Genomic DNA, 24,347 nt, shown 5'->3' with positions numbered 1-24,347 from the left:
CCCTCAGCCCCGCGCGGTCCGCTCCAGCAGGGGGCGGACCCGCGGCGGCACCGGCGTCGACAACGCGATCGACGTCGACGTCCGCAGCACGTCCGGGACCTCGACCACCTCGTCGATCACCCGCTGCAGGTCGTCGTTGCCCCTCGCCACCATGCGGACGAACAGGTCACCCTGGCCGGTCGTCGCGTGGACCTCGCAGACCTCGTCGATCGCCGCCAGGGCCTCCGCCACCTCCGCGCGGCGGCCCTGGGCGATCTCGATCACCGCGAACGCCGTCAGGCCGTAGCCCATCGCCGCCAGGTCGAGCTCCGGCGGGAAGCCGCCGAGGATGCCGCGCTCGCTCAGGCGGTCGAGCCGCGCCTGGACGGTGCCGCGCGCGACACCGAGCCGGCGCGCGCACTCCAGCACCCCGAGCCGCGGGGAGTCGGTCAGCAACAGCAGCAGGCGCGCGTCCAATGCGTCGAGGTTCTCCGACATTGCCCTCTTCCCTGCACAAGTTGTCCACGATGACCGTCGATGTCCAGCAATGACCAAGCACATTGTGCAGTAAAATTCGAGACCATTGCGCATTTTGCCATACAGGCTGATCCTTCGGAGTATGACCCAGACTGCCGAACCTCAGGGCGCGCTCGACGACGTCAGCTATGACCAGCTGCGTCAGCTCGTCGGGCTCGTCGACCACGACGCCTCGACCGACCCGTTCCCGGTCAAGGCCATGGACGCGGTGGTGTTCATCGCCGGCAACGCCACCCAGACCGCCTGGTACTACCAGATCGCGTTCGGGATGCAGCTCGTCGCGTACTCGGGACCCGAGACCGGCGACTTCGAGCGCAAGTCCTACGTCCTCAAGTCCGGCTCGGCCCGGTTCGTCATCACCGGCGGCGTGAAGCCCGACTCGCCGCTGCTCGACCACCACCGCAAGCACGGCGACGGCGTCATCGACCTGGCGCTGGAGACCACCGACGTCGACAAGTGCGTCGAGCACGCCCGCGCGCAGGGCGCGACCATCCTCGAGGAACCGCACGACGTCTCCGACGAGCACGGCACGGTGCGCGTCGCCGCGATCGCGACCTACGGCGAAACCCGCCACTCGCTGGTCGACCGGTCGCGCTACACCGGCGTCTACCTACCCGGCTACGAGCCGCGCGAGAGCACGATCAAGCGGCCCGAAGGCGCGCCGAAGCGGCTGTTCCAGGCCGTCGACCACTGCGTCGGCAACGTCGAACTCGGCAAGATGGACTACTGGGTCGACTGGTACCACCGCGTCATGGGCTTCGTGAACATGGCGGAGTTCGTCGGGGACGACATCGCGACCGAGTACTCGGCGCTGATGAGCAAGGTCGTCTCCAACGGCAACCACCGGGTGAAGTTCCCGCTGAACGAGCCCGCCGTGGCGAAGAAGAAGTCGCAGATCGACGAGTACCTCGAGTTCTACGGCGGCGCGGGCTGCCAGCACATCGCGCTGGCCACCAACGACATCATCGCGACGGTCACCGCGATGCGCGCCGCCGGCGTCGAGTTCCTCGACACCCCGGACTCCTACTACGACGACCCCGAGCTGCGCGCCCGGATCGGCAACGTCCGCGTGTCGATCGAGACGCTCAAGGAGCACAGCATCCTGGTCGACCGCGACGAGGACGGCTACCTGCTGCAGATCTTCACGAAGCCGATCGGCGACCGCCCGACCGTCTTCTACGAACTGATCGAGCGCCACGGCTCGCTGGGCTTCGGCAAGGGCAACTTCAAGGCCCTGTTCGAAGCGATCGAGCGTGAGCAGGAGCGCCGGGGCAACCTGTAACCCACAACTGCGTGAAGGCCACCATGGCGGACCTCCGGGTCCCCTATGGTGGCCTTCGACGTGTTCGGGAACCGCGGGCGGCTCGGATCCGTCAGTGGGGAGAAGCAGAGAGAAGGGGCCGTGATGCCGGACAGCATCGACGCCAGCGACGCGATGATCGACAACTGGACCAAGCGGCTCGAGGAGAACGCCGCCCGGTACCAGGCGCTGGCCGATCGCATGCAGGGCCAGTCGGTCACCGAGCGGTCGAAGGACGGCACGGTCCAGGTGACCGTCGATTCGCGCGGCCTGCTGAAGAACCTCGTCATCGCCGAGTCGGCGGCCGGCACCAAGCGGATGGCCGAGGTGTCGGCGCAGGTGATGCAGCTGGTGCAGCGCGCGCAGGCCCGGATCCCGGAGCTGTTGCAGCAGGCCATGACCGAGACGACCGGCACCGGTGACCAGGCCGCCGCGGAGATCGTCCGCGAGGCGCAGAGCACCTTCCCCGAACCGCCGCCGGAGCCCGAGCCGGCGTTCCCGGAACCCGACCGCGTCCGCCGGTTCTTGCCGGAGGACAACGACGAGCAGCCGCCGCGCACCCCGTCGCCGCCCGCACCTCCGCAGCAGCAGCAACCGCCGCGGCGCCGCCGTCCGGTCGACAACGACGATGACGACGACTTCGGCGGGCCGATTCTTTCCTGAGGGGGAAACCGATGACGGATGTGGAACTCAGCACCGACCTGACGGCGCACGCGAAGCAGCTCGACGCCATCGGCGACGGGCTGCAGCAGGCCGTCGACGCGGCGAACCAGGTCAGCATGCCGACCGACGCGTACGGCATCCTCTGCCAGCCGTTCCGGATGCTGCTCGACCCGGTCGAGCAGTACGGGATCGACGCGCTCAAGGACGCCGTGCAGGCGATGACCGCCGTCTCCGGCAAGGTCCGCGAAGCCGCGGCGGCCTACCACAAGTATGAGTCCGGCGTCGCCGACGACCTCAACAAGTCCGCGGGCGGTGCGTGATGCCGGAGGGGAACCCGCTCGTCGTCGACGCCAAGACGGACCCGGACGGGCCGGGTGCGTTCACCGCGGGCAACGGCGACTACGGCTGGGCCGGCGGCATCGGCATCGCCGAGTCGTCGATGGACGCGTTCAACGGGATCAAGGACGGCGACTGGGTTTCCGGCGGGCTGGGCATGCTCAGCCTGGCCGGGGAGATCGCGGGCGCCGCGATCGACCCGTTCGGCTACCTGATGTCGTCGGTGGCGTCGTTCCTGATGGAGCACGTCCAGCCGCTGAAGGACATGCTCGACTCCGTCGCGGGCAACCCGCCGGTGATCCAGTCCTATGCGGACACCTGGGGCAACGTCTCGAAGGCGCTGGGCGAGCGCAAGACCGACTTCGACAACGCGGTCAAGAACGGCACCACCGGCTGGACCGGCCAGGGCGCGGACGCGTACCGCAAGTTCGCCGCCGAGCACAGCGACGCCCTGTCCGGCGCGGCGACGGTGGCCGGCGCGATCAGCACGGTCACGATGATCATGGGCCAGGTCGTCTCGTTCGTGCGCGAGACCGTGCGGCAGCTGATCGCGGACCTGGTCGGCAAGCTGATCTCGTGGGTGATGGAGGAGGTCTTCTCCCTCGGCTTCGGCACGCCGGTGGTGGTGGCGCAGGCGTCGGCCGCGATCGCCAAGTGGGGCAAGAAGATCGGTGAGCTGCTCAAGAAGCTGACCGACACGATCCGCAAGGTGTCGCCGCTGCTGTCGAAGCTGGTCGACATCTTCGAGAAGATCGCCAAGGTCTTCGGGAAGGTCCTGGGCAAGGTCAGCGGGCTCGACGGCCTGAAGGTCAAGGAAGGCGGCTTCGTCCACAAGATCCCCAAGGGGGAGGGTGGCGGCGTCCACCCGCGCGCGCACGGCGAGGGTTCTTCCGGCGGCGACGGCGAAAGCTCGCACTCCGGCGACGGGGACGGTTCTTCCGGCGGGGACGGCGAAGGGTCCCACAGCGGCGAAGGGGACGGCTCCCGCAGCGGCGAGACCTCGTCGACCGGCTCGGGCGATCCCGGCCACGCGGACGGGGATTCGCCGAGTTCCGACCCGATGAACACCGACTCCTCGCCGGATTCGGCCTCCCGCCGGAGTTCGAGCGGGGACAGTTCCCGTTCGCCGGACGGCTCACCGGCGCACGCCGGGGACGATTCCCCGTCGGCGCACAGCGGTGACGGCTCGCCGGACGGCAACCCGTCGGCGGTGCGCTCGGGTGACGGCTCGCCTTCCCACCCCGGCGACGCGAGCCCGTCGCCGACCCGATCGCCTTCGCACGCGGGCGATTCGAGCCCGTCGCCGACCCGCGCCGGGGACAGCAGCCCGTCCCCTACGCGCGGCAGCGACAGCACTCCCTCGCACGCGGGCGACAACACGCCCTCCCGGGCAAGCGACAGCAGCCCTTCACCGACGCGCGGCACCGACAGCACGCCGTCGCACGCGGGCGACAGCAGCCCCTCACCCACGCGCGGCACCGACAGCACGCCCTCCCACACCGGAGACAGCAGCCCCTCACCCACGCGCGGCACCGACAGCACGCCCTCCCACACCGGAGACAGCAGCCCCTCACCCACGCGCGGCAGCGACAGCACGCCCTCCCACGCCGGAGACAGCAGCCCCTCACCCACGCGCGCCAGCGACAGCACGCCCTCCCACACCGGAGACAGCAGCCCGTCGCCCACCCGCGCGGGCGACAGCACGCCTTCGCACGCCGGGGACAGCTCTCCCTCGCGCGGGGGCGACAGCGGCCCGTCCCCCACCCACTCCGGCTCTTCGCCCGCCGCCCGGTCGGACGCGCCCGGCTCGCACGCCGGCACCGACACCCCGAGCAGCGCCGCACCTCCCCGAGCCGACGGCACCACCTCCGCCAGCGGCACCGCCCCGGCCACTCCGCGCACCGGCGACCCGGGCACGGTCCCGTCGCCGCGCGGCGGGGACGGCGCCTCGTCCGGTGTCCCGCCGCAGGGCGGCGCGCCGATGATGGGCGGCGGCGGGATGCCGCCCGGTGGCGCCCCCGGTGGCGGCGGTCTCGGCGGCGGTTCCCCGCGCACCGGCGGTGGTGGCGGCTGGACCGGCACGCCGGGCAGCCCGGGCGCGCACACCCCGCACGTCGACGCCCCCGGCCGGCCGCGCACCGGCGGCGACCTGCCCGCGGGCCGGCCGCGCACGCCCGATGCCCCCGCGCCGGCGGCCCGCGGTTACGGCCCCGGCACGCACGCCCCCGACACCCGCCCCGGCGGCCACGCGCCGGGCACCCGGCCGCACGGCCCCGACGGCGCCACGCCGGGCCACGGCCCCCACGAGAACGCTCCGCACGAGAACGCCCCGCACGACCCGGACGGCGCCCCGCACCACGGCGACTCCGAGCCGCTGAGCCCGGAGGAGGTCAACGCACGGCACTCGGAAAGCACGCCGGCGGGCAGCTCCTACCACGCCGGCGACCCCGAAATGGGCGACCTGCCGCACCGCGTGCAGCCCGACCCGGACGGCCGCTACACCGTCGACGTGCACGTCACGCCGGACGGCCACGCCCGCATCGGCGACCGGCTGTACACCCCGGAGGAGTTCGCGGACATCCTGCGCCGCAACGGCGACTACGACGGCCGCCCGGTCCGGCTGATCGGCTGCGACGCGAGCTCGAACGACTTCGCGCACCGGCTTTCGCGCGAGCTCGACACCGAAGTCATGGCCCCGACGAAGCCGGCCTGGACCGACTCGCACGGCCGCGTCTTCTCGTCCGACTACGAAATCGGCCCGGACGGCAAGATGCGCCCGCGCATCCCCCCGGACGGCGAGTGGAACTCCCACCGCCCGGACGGCTCGACGCACCGGGCGGGCGACGACGGCTTCGCGCCGGACACGCACCACGGCGACCCGCACGACGTCGACGCCGACAGCGCGCAGCACCGCGGTGAGCGCTACATCGACGACGAACCCGTCGACATCGAACACCCGGACCGCGAGCCGCGGGCGCCGATGAAGGAGAAGATCAACGACCCCGACTACCGCGAAAAGTACTACGACGGGCCGAACAAGAACGGCGAGTACGCGCGGAAGAACGCCGACCAGGTCGACGCCGTCGAGGATCGCCTGCCGAAGATCAAGGAAGACAAGACCAAGCCGGAGGGCGAGCGGTTCGAGTCGAAGTCCGACGACTTCGAGGAAGCGACCTACCACGACAAGCAGGGGTACGAGCACTCCGCGACCCAGCATCAGAAGGACGAAGCCCAGGACCTGATCGAACGCCGGCACGAAGCCAATCAGCGTGCGCGGGAGGCCGAGGCGGACTACCAGGACGCCAAGAAGAACGGCGGCACGGTCGACGAGGAAATCGAGCGCGAACGCTCCGAAGCGCACCGGGATCGCACTGATCTCGGCGAAGAGCTCGGCGAGCACGCCGCGCGCGACGCGATCGCGGACAAGTTCCCGTCGCCGCCCCACGAAATCAAGGAACTGCCCGATCCCGAGCTCCACGGCGACAACACGCGGGTCGGCGACAAACCGGGATCGGGGCGGTTCGACCAGATCTACGAGGTCACCGGTCCGGACGGGAAGCCCAAGATCGTCGTCGTCGAGGCGAAGGGGCCGAACGCCGGGCTCGGCACCCGGCAGGGTCCGGCCGGCGACCAGCTGCGCTACGAACAGGGTCACCCGAAGTACGTGGAAAGCATCATCCAGAACATGGAACGGAACGGGACGGAAGCGGAGCAGAATCTCGCCGAAGACCTCCGCCGGGCCATGAAGAAGGGGAATCTCGACTATTACGTGGCCAAGGCCCGGGTGCGCGACGAGTTCGAGCTCGACCCGGCCGGGAACAAGGTTCCGGACCCCGACAACCCGGGCGGGCACAAGAAACGTCCCGTGTACGGTGGCTACAACCTGAAGCACTTCGATCTGTCGGACCGGCCACCGAAGAATCGTGGGGAGTGACGAAAGCGTGCGCACCGTCGAGAGGCACGACTTCGACGCGCCGAATGCCGAACGCGCGGTGAAACGGCTCACCGCGCGCCGGCACGAGGCTCGCGAAGACATCGAAACCGACACCCTCGGCCCCAGTTTCGCGCTGGAACGGTCGTACAACGAGTTCGCCTACCGCTGCGGCGCCGATCCGCGGGCCGCGGAAAACGAAACGTGGCTGGCGTTCGGCCGGGCCCTGCAGGCGGGCAGCGCGCTGTTCGCGACCGCGAACCGGCCTGAAGGCGAAGAGGTCGAGTTCCGCTTCGGCGAGGACGTGATCCGGCGGCCGGCGACCGGGCCGACGCGCGACAGCGACGCCCCGAACTGGCTCAAGGCGACCTACCTGGCCGTCATCGCGCGGGACACGGCGCGGCTCGAACTGCTGGCGACCGTCCCGGTCGACCTGCTGCGCACGTCGGGTCCGCAGTACGACGAGTTCGTCTTCGACTGGGTGCGGGCGTTGCAGATCCACATCCGCGGCGAAGCCGGCCTGGTCGAGGCCGTGCTGGCGGCCATGCGCGGCACCGAGCCGGAGGCGCTGCGGGCGTCCGTCCCCGAGGCGGTGCTGCAGCTTTCCTTCCCGCCGATCGAGCTGTTCTACCACTACACCCAGCGCGAGGACGGCAAGTTCGCCGACTCGCTCGTCACCGCGCTGGAGCTGCACAAGCGGTACTGGACGGCCGATCCCGAACGGCCGCGGGACCCCACCAGCATCGTCGCGCTGGCCCCGCTCGCCATGGCCTGCCTCGCCCGCGACGCCGGGATGGCGTTCGACGTCGAGTCGGACTACCTGCCCCACCACCTGCTCGCGGGCACCCGCGTCGGTGAGATCACCCTCTGAGCCGGAGGCGACATGAGCCAGCCACCGGGGCCGGTGCGACCGGACCAGCAGCAGGAGATCGTCCGGCAGATCGGCGTCGTGCTGACGTCGCAGGTACCGCCGGGGTGGCAGCAGCTGCGCGTCGAGTACCGCGCCGCGGGCCGGCACGTCGAAGCCGACCTGCTGGTGACCGGGCCGGACGGCGTGCCCCGGCCGGGCCGGCCGCACCCGGAAGCGGTGCGGCTGCTCGGCGTGCTGCGGTCGGGCATGTACCAGCCCGGGCGCGGCACCTGGCTCGGCGCGATCTTCGTCTTCGCGCCGGGGCAGCCCCCGGACGTCGACTTCGTGCGGCCCGACCTCGAACCGCCGTTCCGGCAGCAGCCGCCGCCGATCGGGTTCCAGGACGAGCTGCGGTTCTTCCCGCGCGCCGACGAGCACGTCCCGGCCTGGCTGCGCGAGCGGGCCGGCCTGACCCCGCCGGTGGCCGAGGGGGAGGTCCGCACACCGCGGATCCACGACGGCGTCGACGCCTCGGGCCGGCCGCTCATCCGCCGTCAGCAGCTGGTCCCGGCCGAAGCCGAGCGAGTGCTCGCCTACCTCGACGCGGCACCGGTCATCCTGGCCTCGCGCAGCAACGGCCCGGACGCGTTCGCGCCGGAGCGCACGGACGTGGTGCCGATGAACTTCCGCACCGACGGCGCCTGGGCCTGGCCCGGCGCGGTGGCGTACTACCTGCGTGAGCACGGGGTGCCGCCGGACCCGGACCTGGTCGCCCACATCCGGGCCCGCCGCTTCACCGCGCCGTCGGAGGTGCCCGAGTCGGCCAAGGACCTGGCCCTCGCGGCGATCACCGGGGAACCGCGGTGACAACCGGGGCTTCGCCCCGGGCCGGGGGCTCCGCCACCCGGAACCCCCGGAAGACCGGTCAGACGACGGTGTAACCGGCGTTCGTCAGCGCGATCTCCAGGTCCTTGCAGTGTTCGGGACCGCGGGTTTCGAGCGCCAGGACGACGTCGGCCTCGCCGAGGTCGAGGCTGCCGGAAATCCGGGAGTGCTGGACGTCGAGCACGTTCGCGCCCAGTTCGCTCACGCAGGACAGCACGCCCACCAGCGAACCCGGGCGGTCCGGAACCCGCAGGTGGAGGCGCAGGTAGCGGCCGCCCGCCGTCATGCCGTGCTGGATGATCTGCAGGAGCAGCACCGGGTCGACGTTGCCGCCCGAGAGGATCGCCACCACGGGGGGCTCGAAGGCACCGGCGTGCTGCAGCAGCGCCGCTACCGTCGCCGCGCCCGCCGGCTCCACCACCAGCTTGCGACGTTCCAGGCAGAGCAGCACCGCGCGGGAGAGGGACTCCTCGGAGACCGTCACGACGTCGTCCACCAGCGCCGCGACGTGCGCGAAGCTGACCGGGCCCGGCTCGCCGACCGCGATCCCGTCGGCCATCGTCGAGGTCGAGCTCAGCCGGACCGGCGCGCCCTTGGCCAGCGACGGCGGGTAGGCCGCCGCGTCCTCGGCCTGGACGCCGACGACGCGGACGTCCGGGCGCAGGGCCTTCACCGCCGACGCGACCCCGCCGACCAGCCCGCCGCCGCCGGTGGCGACCAGGATCGTCTTCACGCCGGGCACCTGCTCGAGGATCTCGAGGCCGACGGTGCCCTGGCCGGCGATGACGTCCGGGTGGTCGAAGGGGTGGATGAACACCGCCCCGGTCCGCTCGCCGAACTCGATCGCCGCGGCGAGGGTCTCCTCCAGCAGCGCGCCGTGGAGGTGGACGTCGGCGCCGTACCCGCGGGTGGCGGCGAGCTTCGGCAGCGGCGCCCGCAGCGGCATGAAGACGGTGGACCTGGCGCCGAGCAGCGACGACGCGAGCGCGACGCCCTGCGCGTGGTTGCCGGCACTGGCCGCGACGACGCCGCGTTCGCGTTCGGCCTCGCTCAGGCCGTGGATGCGGGTGTAAGCGCCGCGGATCTTGAACGACCCCGTGCGCTGCAGGTTTTCGCACTTCAGGTGCACCGGACCGCCGTGGAGCCGGCGCAGGTCGCGCGCGTGCTCCATCGGCGTCACCCGGGTGACTCCGCGTAGGAGTTCCCGGGCGGCCTGGATCCGCTCGATGGTCACGAGTTCCATGGCCCGGATGATGCCACTCAGGAACTCCACAGGTTGACCGGACCGGGAGCCGGGTACCCTGGGCGTGTCAACACGCGGTAAACAGGGAGCAACCATGGCACGGGGGAACGACGCGGACGCCGCTCGACGGAGTCGCGCGACCCGGTCGGCCGGCCTGCTCCCGCTGGTGATCGGCGTGGCCTCGGCGGCCGCGCTGACCGGAGCCGCGTACTTCACGGTGGACAGCGCCTCGTGCGGTTCCCCGGCCCAGTACATCCGCCACGACAGTCACGTGGAGCTGGTGGGCGGCTGCGTGGACGGCTCGAACCTGCCGGCGACGGGCACCCCGAAGTCGGGTGGCGTCGTGCACGGCAACTACAACCCCTGATCCCGGGAAGACCACCACGGCACCGGAAGCCTGTTTTCGCGTGCCCGGGTCCCTGACCAGGGCGGCTACGTCGATGCGCCCCTGGGACAGGAAAGTGCCTTCTTCCGCGGCGGCCATCGGCCCCCGATGATCAAGCACATGACACAGGCACCTGAGACCGGCTACGAGCCGGGCCCACCGAAGAGGCGCTGAGCCGCCTGCTCGGCACGCACAACCTGGGTGCGCTGGCCAGCGTCAACCGCGACGGTCACCCCCACCTGTCCACCGTCGCCCACGCCTGGGATCCGGCGGAGCGCCTCGTGCGGGTGGGCTCCACCCTGGGGCGCGCCAAGGTGCGCCGGCTCGCCCGCAACCCCCGCGCGGCGCTCCACGTCAGCAGTCCGGACCACATGTCCTTCGCCGTCGCCGAAGGGGTCGGCGAGGTGTCCCCGGTCAGCTCCGTGCCCGGGGACGAGACCGGCCGGGAGCTGCTCGCCATGCAGGCCCCGTTCGCCGATCCCGAGGACCAAGCCGCGTTCTTCGGCACCATGGTCGAAGACCGGCGGGTGGTCACCAAGCTCCGGGTGGACCGCCTCCACGGCGGCGGCCTCGAGCTGGGCTGAGGCGGTCAGCCCAGGGCGGTCAGCAGGTCCGCGACCAGGTCGCGGCCGTCCTCGATGCCGACGGACAGGCGCAGCAGGTCCGCCGGGACCTGCAGCGTCGAACCCGCCGTGCTCGCGTGGGTCATCTTGCCCGGGTGCTCGATCAGCGACTCGATGCCGCCGAGGGACTCGGCCAGGATGAACAGCTTCGTGCGGGACGCCACTTCCAGCGCCGCCTGCTCGCCGTCGGCGTGGCTGAACGAGACCATGCCGCCGAAGCGGCGCATCTGCTTCGCCGCCGTCTCGTGGCCGGGGTGCTCCGGCAGGCCCGGGTAATAGACCTTCGCGACCTTGGGGTGCTTGACCAGCGCCTGCACGATCAGCTCGGCGTTGTCGCTGTGCCGCTCCATGCGCAGGGCCAGCGTCTTGATGCCGCGCAGGGTCAGCCACGCGTCGAACGGCCCGGGCACCGCGCCCGCGGCGTTGCGCAGGTAGAACAGCTGCTCGCGCAGCTCGTCCTCGTTCGTGATCACCGCGCCGCCGACGACGTCGGAGTGACCGCCGAGGTACTTCGTCGTCGAGTGCAGCACGATGTCCGCGCCCAGCGAGAGCGGGTTCTGCAGGTACGGCGTCGCGAAGGTGTTGTCGACCACCAGCCGGGCGCCGGCGTCGTGCGCGACACCGGCCAGCGCGGCGATGTCGGCGACGCCGAGCAGCGGGTTGGTCGGCGACTCGCACCAGATCAGCTTGGTCTCGGGCCGGATCGCGGCACGCACCTCGTCGAGGTTCGCGAGGTCGGCGACGGTGTGCTCGACGCCCCACAGGCTGAGCACCTTGTCGATCAGGCGGAACGTGCCGCCGTACGCGTCGTTGCCGAGCACGAGGTGGTCACCGGGGCGCAGGGTACTGCGCAGCACCACGTCGGAGGCCGCCATGCCGGACGCGTAGGCCAGCGCGTGCCGGCCGCCTTCCAGCGAGGCCAGCGCCTCCTCCAGCGCCGAGCGGGTCGGGTTCGCGGTGCGCGAGTACTCGTAGTCGCCCTCGCGGGTCCCGCCCACGCCGTCCTGCGCGTAGGTCGAGGTCTGGTAGATCGGCACGATCACCGCGCCGGTGCGGGGGTCGGGTTTCTGACCGGCGTGGATGGCGCGGGTCTCGAATCCCAGTACGGAGTAGTCGTCCACCATGGGGTAAGCGTACGGCGGACCTCCGGCATTCCCGTCAGGTGGGACGGATCTCAGTATCCGCACCACCGGGCGGCGGGCGCGGACACCGCGAGCAGCAGCGTGGCCACGGCCGGCGGCACCACCAGGACCAGCGCGGTCAGCCCGCCCATCGCCAGGTCGCCGGGACCGCCGAAGTCGGCGAAGGTGAGCCCGGCGGCCGTGAGGGCCGCCGACGTCAGTGTCGCGAGCAGGGCCGCCGAACTCCCGGCGATGCAGCCGATCCGGCCGGCCGGCTGCCGCCGCAGCAGCAGGACACCGCCGGGCAGCAGCGCCGAGGCGAGCACGGCGTCGACCGCGGCGTGGACGGCCACGCGACCGGCGTCACCCGGGAACCGGACGAGCGCGACGACGTCCAGGACGAGCCCGGCCAGGTAGAGCAGCCCGCCGAGCAGGGCGAGCACCGCGGCGGCGAGCGCCGTCCGCCCCTCGGTCGACGTCGTCACGCGGTCACCAGCCCGGAGGTCGGCCGCCCTGCTGGTGGGGCGGGTACGGCTGCCGAGGATAGGGCGTGTGACCGTGGGTGATCGTGACGGGCCGCCGGGTCCACCGTCCGGCGGCCGGGAGCGCCGCGAAGACGAGCAGGATCCGGCGCAGCAGGAGCGGCGGCTGCCCGGAGGGCGGAATCACCAACTCCGCGACGAGTAGGCCTCCTGGCCCGTCCACACCGGCAGCGTCGGCGTGCGGTAGCGCAGGTAGCGGAAGGTCGGCGGCAGGAACGCCAGGACCAGCACCAGTACCGCCAAGCCGGCGAGGCTCACCCGGTCCACCATCGCGAACCCGCCGTGGGTGAACATCGCGTCCGCGAACCGGGCCAGCGGGACGCCCACCGACAACGGCTCCGTCAGCAACGCCCCGATGGCCAGCAGGGCACCCAGGCCGAGCAGGACCGCGCCCGCCGTCGCGCGGAAGAACGTCGCCAGTGCGCCCAGCAGGAGCAACAGCCCGGCGCCGAGGTAGGCGGCGAGGTCCACCAGCACCAAGGACGGCAGGGCGCCGAGGCTGAATTCGGCGGGCATGTCGAGGAAAATCCGGACCGGCACATATCCCGCGGCGACGGCCGCCGCGAGTCCGAGCAGCCCGGCGAGGATTGCCGTTACTCCGGACGGCCGAGTCGATGAATACGAATGCGAATGTGACACCGGGTATCCGCGTTGGCCGGTCACAACTCCCCCATCAGCAGAGCGGGACTACGGCGTTCACCCTAGTCCCGAAAGGGGGAAGAGACTCCGAAGGAGAACGGAATTCGGCCGGACGGCGGAACCCAAGATCATTTTCCTGCGGTAGCGGCAGAAATACTGTCACGTGATCCGGGCGGACTGCGTTGACAGTTAATTTGTCCTTTTCGGACAATTGCGGTTCGGCGTTAAATGCAGCGTGCCCCGGAGCCGAATGGGCTCCGGGGCACGAAAAGGTGTACTAGTTCACCACTGCTGTTGCTGCGGCGGCTGGCCCGGCTGGCCGAACCCGCCGCTGGGCGGACCCTGCTGGCCCGGGGGCTGACCCCAGCCCTGCGGCGGCTGCCCCGGCTGCTGCGGGTAGCCCTGCGGCGGCTGGCCCGGCTGGCCGTACCCGCCCGGCTGCTGCGGCTGACCCGGCTGCGGGAAGCCCCCGCTCGAGGGCTGCGGGAACCCGCCGCTGGACGGGTTGGGCCCGCCCGGCTGGCCGTAGCCCGGAGGCGGGCCGTACCCCTGCGGCGGCTGCCCCGGCTGGCCGTAGCCACCCGGCTGCTGCCCGAACCCGCCCGGCTGACCCGGCTGACCGGGCTGGCCGAACCCGCCCGGCTGCTGCGGGCCGCCGAAGCCGCCCTGGTTCGGCGGTCCGCCGAAGCCCTGCGGCCCGCCCGGCGCGGCACCGCCGTCGCCGAGGCCGACGAACTGCCGCGTCGCCGGGATGAACCCGAGCACGCCCACGATGAGGATGAGCACGCCGAGGATCAGCGGCGGGAGCCCGAGACCGAAGGTGTCCTTCTCGGACGCCGACGCCTGCGCGAGCGTCTCGGCGTTCGGCGTCATCCCGATCTTGAGCAGCAGCGCGAAGACCGTGAGCAGCGCACCGCCCGCGGCGATCGCGATCGGGACGAACTTCTTGATCCCGCCCAGCTTGCCCACCAGGGCCAGCCCGACGCCGCCGGCGAGGGAGACCAGCGAGCCCACCAGGATCATGACCACGTAGAACCAGACCAGGCCCGGGCCGATGATCCCGGCCTGGTCGAGCACCTTGTCGATCGCCGCCTGGTCCGGAGCGAGGTCGAAGATCTTCGAGTAGTCGCTCGCGTCGCTCATGTAGGCGAACGAGATGATCAGCGCGACCAGCGCCAGCAGGGCGACCACGCCGCCGGCGATGTAGCCGAACAGGCCGTTGCCCCCCGGAGCCGCCGCCCCGAACTGCGGCGGCTGACCGCCGAAGCCGGGCTGCTGGGGGCCGCCGAACCCGGGACCGCCGAAGCCCTGCGGCGGCTGACCGGGCTGCCCCGGCTGGCCGAAGCCCGGCTGCTGCCCGAATCCGCCCTGCTGACCGGGCTGGCCGTAGCCACCCGGCTGCTGCCCGAACCCGCCCTGCTGCTGACCGAACGCCGCGGCCGGGTTGTCGGCCGCGCTCGGCGGCGGGGTGTACGGGATCGCCGGCGGCTGGGAGCCCGGCGGAACCAGCTGCGTGGAGTCGCCGACCGGGGCGTCGCCGCCGCCGACCGGGTTCACCATCTGCGTCGCGTTCGCGTCGACCGGCGGCATCGCCTGGGTCGCGCCCGCCCCGCCGTCACCCGGGTGGCCCGGCTGGACGACCTGGGTCGGTTCGGGCGTCTCCCCGAACGGGGAACCGCCCTGGGGCTGGGCGGGTTGCACGACCTGGGTCGGTTCCGGGCTGCCGAACGGGTTGTCCTGCTGCGGCTGGGGGCCACTCGGCGGGCCCTGAGGTGGCTGGCCGCCACCCCACGGCTGATTCGGTGGCTGCGGTGCACTCATGTGGGTCTTGAACCCCCTTGACGAGGACGCGAAAGTGTTCTATTTGCGCCCACGCTATCGGATCACCCGGCAGGGCGCTCGTAACGCCCCGGCCGGGTGCTCCGATTAACTCTTTTCCCAGCTCCGCTCAGCGGCCGGCCAGGAAGCCCAGTAGGTCGTGCCGGGTGACGACCCCGGCCGGCTTGCCGTCGACCAGGACGAGGGCTCCGTCGGCGCCCTCGAGCGCCGTCATCGCGGCGCTCACCTGCTCGCCACCGCCGATCGTCGGCAGCGGCGGGGACATGTGCTGCTCGAGCCGGTCGGCCAGCTGCGCCTTGCCGGTGAACAGCGCGTCCAGCAGGTCGCGCTCGTTGACCGCGCCGACGACCTCGGCCGCCATCACCGGCGGCTCCGCGCTGACCACGGGCATCTGGCTGACGCCGAACTCGGCCAGGATCGCGATGGCCTCGGCGACCGTCTCGTTCGGGTGCGAGTGCACGAGGGACGGCAGCGAGCCGCTCTTCTTCGTGAGCACGTCGGCCACCGTCGCGCCCGAGGAATCCGGCGGCAGGAAGCCGTAGGAGGACATCCAGGTGTCGTTGAACACCTTCGTCAGGTAGCCGCGGCCGCCGTCGGGCAGCAGCACGACCACGACGTCGTCCTCGGTGAGCCGCTCGGCGAGCTTCAGCGCGGCGGCGACGGCCATCCCGCAGGAGCCGCCGACCAGCAGGCCCTCCTCCAGCGCGAGCCGCCGGGTGACCTGGAACGAGTCGGCGTCGGAGACCGGGATGATCTCGTCGGCGATATTGCGGTCGTAGGTGTCCGGCCAGAAGTCCTCGCCGACGCCTTCGACCAGGTACGGGCGGCCGCTGCCGCCGGAGTAGACCGAGCCCTCCGGGTCGGCGCCGACCACCTGCACGCGGCCGTCGCTGACCTCCTTGAGGTACCTGCCGGTGCCGGAGATCGTGCCGCCGGTGCCGACGCCCGCGACGAAGTGCGTGATCTTCCCGTCGGTCTGCTTCCACAGCTCGGGGCCGGTGGAGAGGTAGTGGCTCTCCGGGTTCTGCGCGTTGGCGTACTGGTTGGGCTTCCAGGCGCCGTCGATCTCGCGGACCAGGCGGTCGGAGACGTTGTAGTAGGAGTCCGGGTGCTCGGGGGCCACCGCCGTCGGGCACACCACGACGCGGGCGCCGTACGCCTTGAGCACGTTGCGCTTGTCCTCGCTGACCTTGTCCGGGCAGACGAACACGCACCGGTAGCCCTTGCGCTGCGCGACCATGGCCAGCCCGACGCCGGTGTTGCCGGACGTCGGTTCCACGATCGTGCCGCCGGGGCGCAGCTCTCCGGAGCGTTCGGCCGCTTCGATCATGCGCAGCGCGATCCGGTCCTTGACCGAGCCACCCGGATTCAGGTACTCGACCTTGGCCAGCACGAGCGGCTTCAGCCCCTTGGTCAACGAGTTCAGCTTGACCAAGGGGGTGTTGCCCACGAGGTCTGCGATGTGCTCTGCGTACTCCACGACGCCAGCCTAAACGGCCGACCGGTGGCGGTGTCCACTCAGCACGAAGCGAGCCGGGGCGGACTCCGGGTGCGCGTCGGGTGGTGACGGGGCTTTGTGCGCGAGGTCGGGCCGTTCCGGCGCCCGGCGTGTCGCTAAGCCACCAAGCCGCTAACCGGTACCGATTCCGGACCCGAGGGTCACCGCACGCTGAGCCGTCATCCCGTCCCGGAGATCCCGCCCGGCGCCGTGCGCGGAGCAGTACCCCATCCGAGGGGTCAGGAGGGCCCAGCGAGTACCTCGAGGTTCGACCATCACCGGTTCACCTCCCCCGTTTCCGGAATGACGAAGCTCTTTCCGGGGCCGATACTATCGGGTGCCGAGATCCAGCGGTTCACCCTTTCGAGTCAATCGCGTTCGGGCCGGATCGCCGTCGACCGGGCGTTCTTCCCAGTCCTGGGGCCAGGTCCTGGCGAAAACCCCCTTCGCCTCGGCCCCGGCGAGCCGGGCCGCGGTCTTCGTGCCGAAATCGACCGGACCAGCGAAAACGGCACCGTTGAACGAGTCGCGGTCACCGCCGAAAGCGGTTCCGCGGAAATCGACGCGGTCTTCGAAGTTCGCTTTGTTGAAGTCGGCTTTGGTGCGGAATTCGGTGCCGCGGAAGGACGCCAGTTCGAAGAACTTCGCCCCGAAGCACACGATCGACCGGATCGAACAGTGCGTGAGGTTCAGGCCGACGAGCGTGGCCCCGGAGAAGTCGAGGTCGACGTCGGGCCAGAAGTCGCCGCTCGGCCGCTCGGCGGGGCCCGGCCGCAGGTGCAGCATCAGGATGCGCTGCGCGGCCTTGCGGACCTGCAGCTCCTCGCCGTTCTCCTCGGGTTTGCCCGGGTCGTAGCCGAACGGCATCCGCAGGTACGCGCAGAGGACGTTGACGATCGTCTGCCGGTGCGGCGCGTACCCACCGGCGAGCCGTTCCAGCGAGTACAGCCCGGCGAGCCGGACCGGTGCCTTGTCGCTGCCGAGCTGGTCGGCGGCCTTGCCGTAGATCTCGGTGATCCGCCGCTCGGTGGCGTCGTGGTCCTTCTGCACGAGGTCCAGCTCGGCCGACCGCTGCCGCCGCGCGGCGAGCAGCAGGGCGGCGAAGCCCCCGGTCCCGACGACGATGTTGGCGGCGGTCTTCAGGGCGTCCAGCCGGGCGGAGTCCTCGGGGCGGCCGCCGCCGAGGAGCGTCAGCAGCACCGCCGCCGAGGCCCCGGCCACGATCAGCAGGCCGGCTCCCCACAGCAGGATCGTCCTCGTGCCCAGTACCCGCGTCTGGGTCCCCACCCGGGTGATCCTGCCAGCCGGCTGTTGCCTTGGTCGCGTTCGGCTTTGCCCGGAGCGTGGTTCACGGCACACTGGTGAGCAACCGCTTAGCACGCTTAGTTCGCGATACGAGGATGTGTCACGTCATGCCTGAAGCCGTCATCGTCTCCACCGCCCGCTCGCCGATCGGCCGCGCCGGGAAGGGCTCGCTGGTCAGCATGCGGCCCGACGACCTCACCGTGCAGATGATCCAGGCGGCACTGGCCAAGGTGCCGCAGCTCGACCCCGCCGACATCGACGACCTGATGCTGGGCTGCGGCCTGCCGGGCGGCGAGTCCGGGTTCAACATGGGCCGCGCGGTCGCCGTCGAGCTCGGCTACGACCACCTGCCCGGCTGCACCATCACGCGCTACTGCTCGTCCAGCTTGCAGACCACCCGGATGGCGTTCCACGCGATCAAGGCCGGCGAGGGCGACGTCTTCATCTCGGCCGGCGTCGAGACCGTCTCGCGGTTCGCCAAGGGCAGCTCGGACTCGTGGCCGGACACGCACAACCCGCTGTTCGCCGAAGCCGAGAAGCGGACCGCGGCGACCGCCGAGTCCGGCACCGACAGCTGGAGCGACCCGCGCACCGCCGGGGATGTCCCCGACGTCTACATCGCGATGGGCCAGACCGCGGAGAACCTGGCGCGGCTGAAGGGCGTCACGCGCGAGGAGATGGACGAGTTCGGCGTCCGCTCGCAGAACCTGGCCGAGAAGGCCATCGCGGACGGCTTCTGGGCCAAGGACATCACCCCGGTGACGCTGGCGGACGGCACGGTCGTCTCGAAGGACGACGGCCCGCGCGCCGGCGTCACGCTGGAAGGCGTCTCCGGGCTGAAGCCGGTGTTCCGCCCGGACGGCCGGGTGACGGCGGGCAACTGCTGCGCCCTCAACGACGGCGCGGCGGCGCTGGTCGTCATGTCCGACACGAAGGCGCGCGAGCTGGGCCTGACGCCCCTGGCGCGGATCGTGTCGACGGGCGTGACCGGGCTTTCGCCGGAGATCATGGGCTACGGGCCGGTGGAGGCGTCCAAGCAGGCGCTGTCCCGCGCGGGGCTGTCGATCGGCGACATCGACCTGGTCGAGATCAACGAGGCGTTCGCGGCGCAGGTGATCCCGTCGTACCGCGACCTGGGCATCGAGCTGGACCGCCTCAACGTCAACGGCGGCGCGATCGCGGTGGGCCACCCGTTCGGCATGACGGGCGCGCGCATCACGTCGACGCTGATCAACTCCCTGCAGCACCACGACAAGCAGTTCGGCCTCGAGACGATGTGCGTCGGTGGCGGCCAGGGCATGGCGATGATCATCGAACGCCTCTCCTGAGCCCGGCGTCGTGAGTGGTTAGGGCGGTTCTAACCGCCCTAACCACTCACGACAAGCCGCGGCAGACTGCTCAGTGGACCAGCACCGGGGGCGTGATCTCGTCGCCGTCTTCGGAGACAGCCGGTGCCGCCGGGCGGGACTTCGGGAGGAACAGCGCCGGGATCACGCACAGCACCACCAGGACCAGGGACCACACGAACGTCGTCGAGAAGGCGTCCGCCGCCAGTCCCGTCGCCGCTTCGTGCGACGCGGGGTTCAGGATCGCCGCCGTCGCCGCCAGCTGGCCCTGGGCCGTCGGGACGCCGAACTTGCCCGCCAGCAGGGCCGCCAGGATCGTCGCCATCACCGCCGAACCGATCGCGCCCGCCGTCTGCTGGACGATGTTCGTCGCCGTGGACGCGCGGGCCATGTCCTTCGGCTGCAGCGTCTGCAGGGCCGACGTCGTGATCGGCATCATCGTGCAGCCCATGCCGAGCCCCATCACGAACAGCGCCGACAGCAGGACCCAGTACGGCGTGGTCGCCGTGACCTGGGTCAGCATCGCCATCGAACCGACCAGCAGCACCATGCCCGGCAGCACGATCTTGCGCGCGCCCACCTTGTCGGCCAGGCGGCCGGTGATCGGCATCATGATCATCGCGCCGAAGCCCTGCGGGGCCAGCAACAGCCCCGCGTGCAGCGTCGTTTCGCCGCGCACCAGCAGGAAGTACGTCGGCAGCAGCATCATCCCGCCGAGGAACGCGACGAAGAACAGCGACATCGTCACCATCGCGATCGTGAACGCGCGGTTCTTGAACAGCCGCAGGTCCACCAGCGGGTTGGCCACCTTCAGCGCGCGCACCACGAACCCGGCGAGCAGCACCAGCCCGGCCAGCACCGGCAGCCACACCTCGACCGCGCCGAACCCGCCCGCCGACGGGACCTTCGAGACGCCGAAGATCAGCGCCGCCAGCCCCGGCGACACCATCAGCATGCCCACGAAGTCGAAGCGCCCGGCCGGTTCCGGGGCGTCCTTCGGCAGCAGCCGCCACGACAGCAGCAGCGTGACCACGCCGATCGGCACGTTGATGAAGAAGATCCAGCGCCAGCTCACCGCGTCGACGAGCCAGCCGCCCAGGATCGGGCCGCCGATCGGGCCGAGCAGCATCGGCACGCCCAGCACCGCCATCACGCGCCCGATCCGCTGCGGGCCGGCCGCGCGGGTCAGGATCGTCATGCCGCACGGCATCAGCATGCCGCCGCCGAAGCCCTGCAGGACGCGGAAGACGATCAGCGTTTCGATGTTCCAGGCCGCCCCCGCAAGCATCGAGCCGGCCAGGAACAGCACGATCGCGAGCATGTAGAGCCGCTTGGTGCCGAACCGGTCGGACGCCCAGCCGGTGACCGGGATCACGGTGGCCAGCGCCAGCAGGTAGCCCGTGGCGACCCACTGGATGACGTCGAACGACGTCGAAAACTCGATCGTCAGCTTCTGCAGCGCGACGTTGACGACCGTGGTGTCGAGGATCGCCATGATGGCGCCCAGCACCACCACGGACGCGACCTTCAGCACCCCCGCGTCGAGCGCGTCACCCTTCGGCGCGGTGGCCGTACTTTCCGTTGCCATAAGGAAGAAGTCCCCCAGTTCCCGTGGATTCGTCCGCGAGAGTACTGGGGGACCCCGACAAAAACCGAAGGGTTTCAGCAGACGCTGTCGGTCGGCACCGGGTTCGCCAGCCCGAACAGCGGCCGCAGCTTCAGCCCGATCCAGGTGCCGCCGAGCGCGAACACGCCCCACAGCCAGCCGTGCAGGCTGCCGGTCGAGATGCCGCCGAGGTACGCGCCGATGTTGCAGCCGCCCGCCATGCGCGCGCCGACGCCCATCATGACGCCGCCGAGGATCGCGGCGACCGCCGTGCGCCACGGGATCGAGCTGTGGATCTTCCACGCGCCCGCGGCCGCGGCGGCCACCGCCGCGCCGATCATGATCCCGATGTCGGTGAGGCTGTTCTTGTCCTTCCAGATCGGGTTGGCCAGCGACGTCGCGTTGGCCTTCTGCCGCCAGAACTCCCAGGACTCCGGGTGCAGCCCGAACACCTGCAGGATCTTGGCTCCCCACAACGAGAACGCGCTCGTGACGCCCCAGATCCCGCCGGAGACCAGGAACACCGCGCCGGCCAGCACGCCCAGCACGACGGCACCGGCGAGGATCGGCCACGAGCCGCGGAAGATCCGCGCGAAGCCGTGCGCGGTCGGCACGACGTCCACCGGCGGCGGTGTGCGGCGGCGCTGCACCGCGCGGGTGACCAGCACGATCCCGGCGAGCACGGCGATCGTGACCGCCCAGGAGCCGAACCAGCCGACGTGGTCGGCCAGCAGCACGCCCTTGAGCTCGGGCCAGCCGCTCAGCACCGGGTACGCCCAGGTGTAGAGCACGGACCCGGTGATGAACCCGCCCAGCGTGAGGACGATCGCCGACTGGCCCGAGCCGACCGCGAACAGCGTGCCGGACGCGCACGCGCCGCCGAGCTGCATGCCGATCGCGAAGAGCGTCGCGCCGACGAACAGGGCGAGCCCGAGCGGGCCGGCCGTCGGCGCCGGCTTGCTGCCGAAGAGCCCGGCGCCGGTGCCGGCGATCAGCGCGATCAGCGTCGCGGCGGTGCCGAGCAGGAGGGTGTGGGCGCGCAGTCCCTGGCCGTTGCCGACGGCGATCAGCTGCCGCCACGCCGACGTGAAGCCGAACCGCGAGTGGAACAGCGCGAGCCCGAGACCCAGGCCGAGCAGCAGCAGGACGCCGGACTTGGTGCCCTGGCTCGCCCAGACGTACCAGGTCAGGCCGGCCGCGAGGACGCCGGCGACGGCCAGCGGGACCACGCGGACGGGCTCCTCCGGCTGCGGGACGGGCGCGGCGCAGGCGGTGGGGAAGTCGAGGAACTTCGGTTCACCGGCAGGGGATTCGGTCGTCGCCACCAGTACTCCAGGCTCGGGCGGGAAGGACGGCTCACGTTAGGTCCGATGATCACTTCGCCGCAGCTCGTCGCACAGTGTGGGACGAACGGAGCAATCCGGGTGCCGCTGAACGCGCCGAGGGCCTCCTCGCGAAGCTCGCGAGAAGGCCTTCGGCGGGCTGGGTGACGCCAGTCGCGCGGTGCAAGTCCGACGCTCGAGGCGGCTGGGACCTGTGCCATGAGACTCCGGCCCGTACAGGCCCCGGCCGCGATGCAGTGAATGACTCATTCACCTCGTCCGACGACATGAATGACTCATTCCTGTCGTCGAACCAGCCGCCGCCACTTCGGCGCGCAGGGCCGGGCCGCTGTCGACGAACCTCAAACGCGCGAAACTAGTTCGTCTTGACGCACATCGTCGTCGCCGGCTGCGGGTAGATCGCGACGCGCGTGGCTTCCGTGCCCTCGCAGACGCTCTCGCTCGCCTGACCCTCGACGACCTTCACGAGCTCGGCGTCCTTCGTCGGGTCGGAGCAGGGAACCTTCTGGTAGCCCTTGGTCTGGGACGAGAAGTTCGCCAGGCAGTCGCCCTGCTTCGCGTTGATCATCAGGCACAGCTTGTACGAGCTGCGGCCGCTGACCGAGTAGGTGTCGTAGCCGGCGTCCGAGCCGCCCGGGCAGTCGTCGCTGGCGCTGTCGAGCTTGGCGGCGATCTTGACGTTCGCCTTCGGGTCGTTGCAGTCGGCCTTCGCGGGGTCGTCCCCGCCCCGGGTGAACTCGGCGATCGACAGGCAGTCACCGACGTTGGAGCTGGCCGGCGAGTTCGTGAAGGCGACAACCCCGGCGATCACGATGCCCACGATCACGAGCAGGCCGATGCCGAGCGCGACGAACCGGCCGACCTTCGACTTCTTCGGCGGGGCCGGCGGCGCGGGCGGGAAGCCGGGCTGGCCGGGCGGCGGCGGGTACTGGCCCGGAGGCGGGCCGTACTGGCCGGGCTGCCCCTGCGGCGGGGTGCCCGGGGGCGGGCCGCCGAACTGGCCCGGCTGGCCGTACTGCTGCTGCGGCTGGCCGCCAGGAGGCGGCCCGTAGGGATCGGGCTGACCCACCGGCTGCTGGCCCCCGGGGGCCGGAGGGGGAACGCTCACTGTGAACCTCACACATGTGAAATGAAGAACCGACCCGGACATCAAACACGCAGGGTGAGCACGCCCGGCACCGGGGTCCACATTTGCACGAATCGCGTACAGAAAAGGCGCCCCGTTGGTTACGGAGCGCCTTCACTGCGAAATTGTGAGCCAGGTTACTCACGAAGGTAGGACAGCAGCCGGAGGATCTCCAGGTACAGCCAGACCAGCGTCGTCATCAGGCCGAACGCGGTGTACCAGGCCCACTTCGACGGCATGCCCTCGCGGATCATCCGGTCGGCCTGGTCGAAGTCGAGCAGGAAGCTGAACGCCGCGATCCCGATGCAGAGGATGCTGAAGGCGATGGCGAGCGGGCTGCCGTCGCGCAGCGGGTTGAAGCCGAAGGCCAGCGAGCTGATCAGGTTGAACAGCATCAGGATCGCGACGCCGACGACGGCCCCGACGATCCACTTGGTCAGCTTCGGCGTCACCTTGACCGCGCCGGTCTTGTAGACCACCAGCATGCCGATGAAGACACCCACGGTGCCGACGATCGCCTGCAGCGCGATACCCGGGTAGATCACCTCGAACACGCCGCTCAGCGCGCCGAGGAACAGGCCTTCGGCGGCCGAGTAGACCAGCGTCAGCGGGCCGCTCGGCTTCTGGCGGAAGATGATCACCAGCGAGATGACGAGCCCGACGATCAGGCCGCCGATCATCGCGCCGATCAGGGCACCGGGGAGCCGGCCGGTCTCGGCCAGCTGGCTCTGGGCCCAGATCGCGGTGACGATCCCGACGAGCAGCGCGACGCCCAGGCTCATGCCGGTCTTGACGACGACGTCGTCGACGGTCATCGGCCGGTCGTCCTCGCCGGAGGTGACCTGCCCGGGGCCGTATCCGGGCACGCCGCCCTGAGTCTGGTTGAAGCCCACCGGGGGCCCGTACTGCCCGTAAGTCTGGGTTCCGCCGCGGGGCAGGTTGCGGAACGCCGGGTTGCTACTGGAACGCACCTGATCCTCCTGGATCTGCTGCTTCGTGGATCGACGCTGCATCGGGTTCAACGACCGCCGGGTTCGTGCGGTTCCCGTCGAGTAAAGACGACTTTACTCGACGGCAGGCCCGTGGCCACGGCAGACACGGTATGCGACCGAGATCACGACCTTTCGCCGACCGCCACCCGAAGGGCGGTAGACAGTCCGGCCCCCTCGGCGCGACGCTCACTTGGCGTGCCCGGTCGTTCACCGTACGCGCGTCGGGGAGTTGATCAATCGTGTGACCTGCGGAGACGC

Annotated in this window: 21 protein-coding genes; 9 read left to right on the top strand and 12 right to left on the bottom strand. The window is 71.1% G+C overall.

What is annotated here, in order from left to right; all coding sequences use genetic code 11:
• Positions 1-3: 3 nt before the first annotated feature.
• Positions 4-477, bottom strand: a complete 474-nt coding sequence (locus QRX60_RS18900) for an Lrp/AsnC family transcriptional regulator (protein ID WP_286002086.1) — start codon at positions 475-477, stop codon at positions 4-6.
• A 121-nt stretch (positions 478-598) separates the two neighbouring features.
• On the opposite strand from QRX60_RS18900, the gene hppD reads away from it, so the two are divergent.
• The 6 genes from hppD (at position 599) to QRX60_RS18870 (ending at position 8,463) form a co-directional block, all read left to right on the top strand.
• A complete protein-coding gene (gene hppD / locus QRX60_RS18895; RefSeq protein ID WP_286002085.1) occupies positions 599-1,798 on the top strand; it encodes a 4-hydroxyphenylpyruvate dioxygenase in 1,200 nt (399 codons plus the stop codon).
• A 123-nt stretch (positions 1,799-1,921) separates the two neighbouring features.
• Positions 1,922-2,479, top strand: coding sequence for a YbaB/EbfC family nucleoid-associated protein (locus tag QRX60_RS18890; RefSeq protein ID WP_286002084.1), 558 nt, complete (start codon positions 1,922-1,924; stop codon positions 2,477-2,479).
• 11 nt (positions 2,480-2,490) lie between these two features.
• Positions 2,491-2,799 (top strand): type VII secretion target, encoded by a 309-nt coding sequence (locus tag QRX60_RS18885; protein ID WP_286002083.1) that lies wholly within the window; start codon positions 2,491-2,493, stop codon positions 2,797-2,799.
• On the top strand, positions 2,799-6,749 hold the full coding sequence (locus tag QRX60_RS18880; RefSeq protein WP_286002082.1) for a hypothetical protein: 3,951 nt from the start codon (positions 2,799-2,801) through the stop codon (positions 6,747-6,749). The genes QRX60_RS18885 and QRX60_RS18880 overlap by 1 nt, the downstream gene beginning before the upstream one ends.
• Before the next feature lie 7 nt (positions 6,750-6,756).
• Positions 6,757-7,617 carry an immunity 49 family protein gene (locus tag QRX60_RS18875; RefSeq protein WP_286002081.1) on the top strand — a complete coding sequence of 287 codons (861 nt, stop codon included), beginning with the start codon at positions 6,757-6,759 and terminating at the stop codon, positions 7,615-7,617.
• 12 nt (positions 7,618-7,629) lie between these two features.
• Positions 7,630-8,463 carry a ferredoxin gene (locus QRX60_RS18870; RefSeq protein ID WP_286002080.1) on the top strand — a complete coding sequence of 278 codons (834 nt, stop codon included), beginning with the start codon at positions 7,630-7,632 and terminating at the stop codon, positions 8,461-8,463.
• A 58-nt stretch (positions 8,464-8,521) separates the two neighbouring features.
• On the opposite strand, the gene ilvA is transcribed toward QRX60_RS18870, so the two are convergent.
• Entirely contained in the window at positions 8,522-9,724 is a 1,203-nt protein-coding gene (gene ilvA, locus QRX60_RS18865; protein ID WP_286002079.1) for a threonine ammonia-lyase, read from the bottom strand.
• Between the two features lie 94 nt (positions 9,725-9,818).
• On the opposite strand from ilvA, the gene QRX60_RS18860 reads away from it, so the two are divergent.
• Together QRX60_RS18860 and QRX60_RS18855 are read left to right on the top strand one after the other, a co-directional pair.
• On the top strand, positions 9,819-10,091 hold the full coding sequence (locus QRX60_RS18860; RefSeq protein WP_286002078.1) for a hypothetical protein: 273 nt from the start codon (positions 9,819-9,821) through the stop codon (positions 10,089-10,091).
• Between the two features lie 188 nt (positions 10,092-10,279).
• Positions 10,280-10,693, top strand: a complete 414-nt coding sequence (locus QRX60_RS18855) for a pyridoxamine 5'-phosphate oxidase family protein (protein WP_332845860.1) — start codon at positions 10,280-10,282, stop codon at positions 10,691-10,693.
• Positions 10,694-10,698: 5 nt separating this feature from the next.
• On the opposite strand, the gene QRX60_RS18850 is transcribed toward QRX60_RS18855, so the two are convergent.
• The 6 genes from QRX60_RS18850 to QRX60_RS18825 form a co-directional block, all read right to left on the bottom strand.
• Entirely contained in the window at positions 10,699-11,856 is a 1,158-nt protein-coding gene (locus tag QRX60_RS18850) for a cystathionine gamma-synthase (protein ID WP_286002077.1), read from the bottom strand.
• A 50-nt stretch (positions 11,857-11,906) separates the two neighbouring features.
• The gene (locus QRX60_RS18845; RefSeq protein WP_286002076.1) at positions 11,907-12,338 is read right to left on the bottom strand and encodes a hypothetical protein; all 432 of its coding nucleotides are present in this window, start codon (positions 12,336-12,338) and stop codon (positions 11,907-11,909) included.
• Between the two features lie 180 nt (positions 12,339-12,518).
• Entirely contained in the window at positions 12,519-12,911 is a 393-nt protein-coding gene (locus QRX60_RS18840; protein WP_286002075.1) for a hypothetical protein, read from the bottom strand.
• 405 nt (positions 12,912-13,316) lie between these two features.
• Positions 13,317-14,855, bottom strand: a complete 1,539-nt coding sequence (locus QRX60_RS18835; RefSeq protein WP_286002074.1) for a hypothetical protein — start codon at positions 14,853-14,855, stop codon at positions 13,317-13,319.
• A gap of 127 nt (positions 14,856-14,982) precedes the next feature.
• Entirely contained in the window at positions 14,983-16,353 is a 1,371-nt protein-coding gene (locus QRX60_RS18830; protein WP_286002073.1) for a cystathionine beta-synthase, read from the bottom strand.
• Positions 16,354-16,701: 348 nt separating this feature from the next.
• Positions 16,702-17,658: a pentapeptide repeat-containing protein gene (locus QRX60_RS18825; protein ID WP_286002072.1), complete on the bottom strand. Its 957-nt coding sequence runs from the start codon at positions 17,656-17,658 to the stop codon at positions 16,702-16,704.
• Between the two features lie 125 nt (positions 17,659-17,783).
• On the opposite strand from QRX60_RS18825, the gene QRX60_RS18820 reads away from it, so the two are divergent.
• Complete coding sequence (locus tag QRX60_RS18820; protein ID WP_286002071.1) at positions 17,784-19,004, top strand: acetyl-CoA C-acetyltransferase; 1,221 nt, start codon at positions 17,784-17,786, stop codon at positions 19,002-19,004.
• 70 nt (positions 19,005-19,074) lie between these two features.
• Here QRX60_RS18820 and QRX60_RS18815 read toward each other — a convergent pair whose 3' ends face one another.
• The 4 genes from QRX60_RS18815 to QRX60_RS18800 all read right to left on the bottom strand — a co-directional run bounded on the left by QRX60_RS18815 (position 19,075) and on the right by QRX60_RS18800 (position 24,068).
• Entirely contained in the window at positions 19,075-20,610 is a 1,536-nt protein-coding gene (locus QRX60_RS18815) for a DHA2 family efflux MFS transporter permease subunit (protein WP_286002070.1), read from the bottom strand.
• A 74-nt stretch (positions 20,611-20,684) separates the two neighbouring features.
• Positions 20,685-21,953 (bottom strand): YeeE/YedE family protein, encoded by a 1,269-nt coding sequence (locus QRX60_RS18810; protein WP_286002069.1) that lies wholly within the window; start codon positions 21,951-21,953, stop codon positions 20,685-20,687.
• A gap of 373 nt (positions 21,954-22,326) precedes the next feature.
• Positions 22,327-23,040 carry an LppU/SCO3897 family protein gene (locus tag QRX60_RS18805; RefSeq protein ID WP_408630272.1) on the bottom strand — a complete coding sequence of 238 codons (714 nt, stop codon included), beginning with the start codon at positions 23,038-23,040 and terminating at the stop codon, positions 22,327-22,329.
• Between the two features lie 194 nt (positions 23,041-23,234).
• Complete coding sequence (locus QRX60_RS18800; RefSeq protein WP_286002067.1) at positions 23,235-24,068, bottom strand: Bax inhibitor-1/YccA family protein; 834 nt, start codon at positions 24,066-24,068, stop codon at positions 23,235-23,237.
• Between the last annotated feature and the right edge of the window lie 279 nt (positions 24,069-24,347).

It is taken from the genome of Amycolatopsis mongoliensis (assembly GCF_030285665.1).
GTDB classification, from domain to species: domain Bacteria; phylum Actinomycetota; class Actinomycetes; order Mycobacteriales; family Pseudonocardiaceae; genus Amycolatopsis; species Amycolatopsis mongoliensis.
The sequence above is the reverse complement of the archived record's forward strand: the minus strand, read 5'-3'. Positions and strand labels throughout refer to the sequence as shown.

Coding starts and splice junctions, on each gene's coding strand:
- QRX60_RS18900 (WP_286002086.1), bottom strand. CDS start 477: ATGTCGGAGAACCTCGACGCATTGGACGCGCGCCTGCTGCTGTTGCTG.
- hppD (WP_286002085.1), top strand. CDS start 599: ATGACCCAGACTGCCGAACCTCAGGGCGCGCTCGACGACGTCAGCTAT.
- QRX60_RS18890 (WP_286002084.1), top strand. CDS start 1,922: ATGCCGGACAGCATCGACGCCAGCGACGCGATGATCGACAACTGGACC.
- QRX60_RS18885 (WP_286002083.1), top strand. CDS start 2,491: ATGACGGATGTGGAACTCAGCACCGACCTGACGGCGCACGCGAAGCAG.
- QRX60_RS18880 (WP_286002082.1), top strand. CDS start 2,799: ATGCCGGAGGGGAACCCGCTCGTCGTCGACGCCAAGACGGACCCGGAC.
- QRX60_RS18870 (WP_286002080.1), top strand. CDS start 7,630: ATGAGCCAGCCACCGGGGCCGGTGCGACCGGACCAGCAGCAGGAGATC.
- ilvA (WP_286002079.1), bottom strand. CDS start 9,724: ATGGAACTCGTGACCATCGAGCGGATCCAGGCCGCCCGGGAACTCCTA.
- QRX60_RS18860 (WP_286002078.1), top strand. CDS start 9,819: ATGGCACGGGGGAACGACGCGGACGCCGCTCGACGGAGTCGCGCGACC.
- QRX60_RS18850 (WP_286002077.1), bottom strand. CDS start 11,856: ATGGTGGACGACTACTCCGTACTGGGATTCGAGACCCGCGCCATCCAC.
- QRX60_RS18840 (WP_286002075.1), bottom strand. CDS start 12,911: ATGCCCGCCGAATTCAGCCTCGGCGCCCTGCCGTCCTTGGTGCTGGTG.
- QRX60_RS18835 (WP_286002074.1), bottom strand. CDS start 14,855: ATGAGTGCACCGCAGCCACCGAATCAGCCGTGGGGTGGCGGCCAGCCA.
- QRX60_RS18820 (WP_286002071.1), top strand. CDS start 17,784: ATGCCTGAAGCCGTCATCGTCTCCACCGCCCGCTCGCCGATCGGCCGC.
- QRX60_RS18815 (WP_286002070.1), bottom strand. CDS start 20,610: ATGGCAACGGAAAGTACGGCCACCGCGCCGAAGGGTGACGCGCTCGAC.